Raw genomic sequence first — 498 nt, forward strand, 5'->3', positions numbered from 1 at the left:
ATTAATTATTATACCGATTTAAATAAGGAAAGAGGAGAGGACAAATGACTGCCAATTATTCAACACGTGAATTCCGCGAGAAACTATATGATGACCTTCATGTTCGATTAAGAGATACAGTGATTTTGATGTGTTCGATTTTTATTGCCTCTATAGGTCTAAATATGAATTCAACAGCTGTCATTATTGGAGCCATGCTGATTTCCCCTCTTATGACACCGATTATTGGACTGGGGTTTGGTTTAGCTATTTTTGATACGCGTTTAATCAAGCAATCTCTAGGGGTTTTATTTACTCAAGTATTGGTCAGTTTGTTTGTCTCGACTCTATATTTCTGGATTTCTCCCTTATCTTATGCAAGTAGCGAATTGATTGCACGAACCTCTCCAACCATTTGGGATGTTCTCATTGCTATTGCGGGTGGGATAGCAGGTGTCATTGGTTCAAGAAAAAAAGAAGCAAACAATATCGTGCCAGGAGTAGCCATTGCTACAGCTT

The 498-nt window shown here is 38.2% G+C and carries 1 protein-coding gene; it reads left to right on the forward strand.

The annotated features are described in order from the left end of the window. Positions 1-44: 44 nt before the first annotated feature. Positions 45-498, forward strand: a 454-nt coding sequence (locus WKT08_RS10440) for a DUF389 domain-containing protein (protein ID WP_340281940.1), incomplete at its 3' end; no start/stop codon positions are given.

It is taken from the genome of Streptococcus sp. HCA-5024 (genome assembly GCF_037890265.1).
Taxonomy (GTDB): domain Bacteria; phylum Bacillota; class Bacilli; order Lactobacillales; family Streptococcaceae; genus Streptococcus; species Streptococcus lingualis.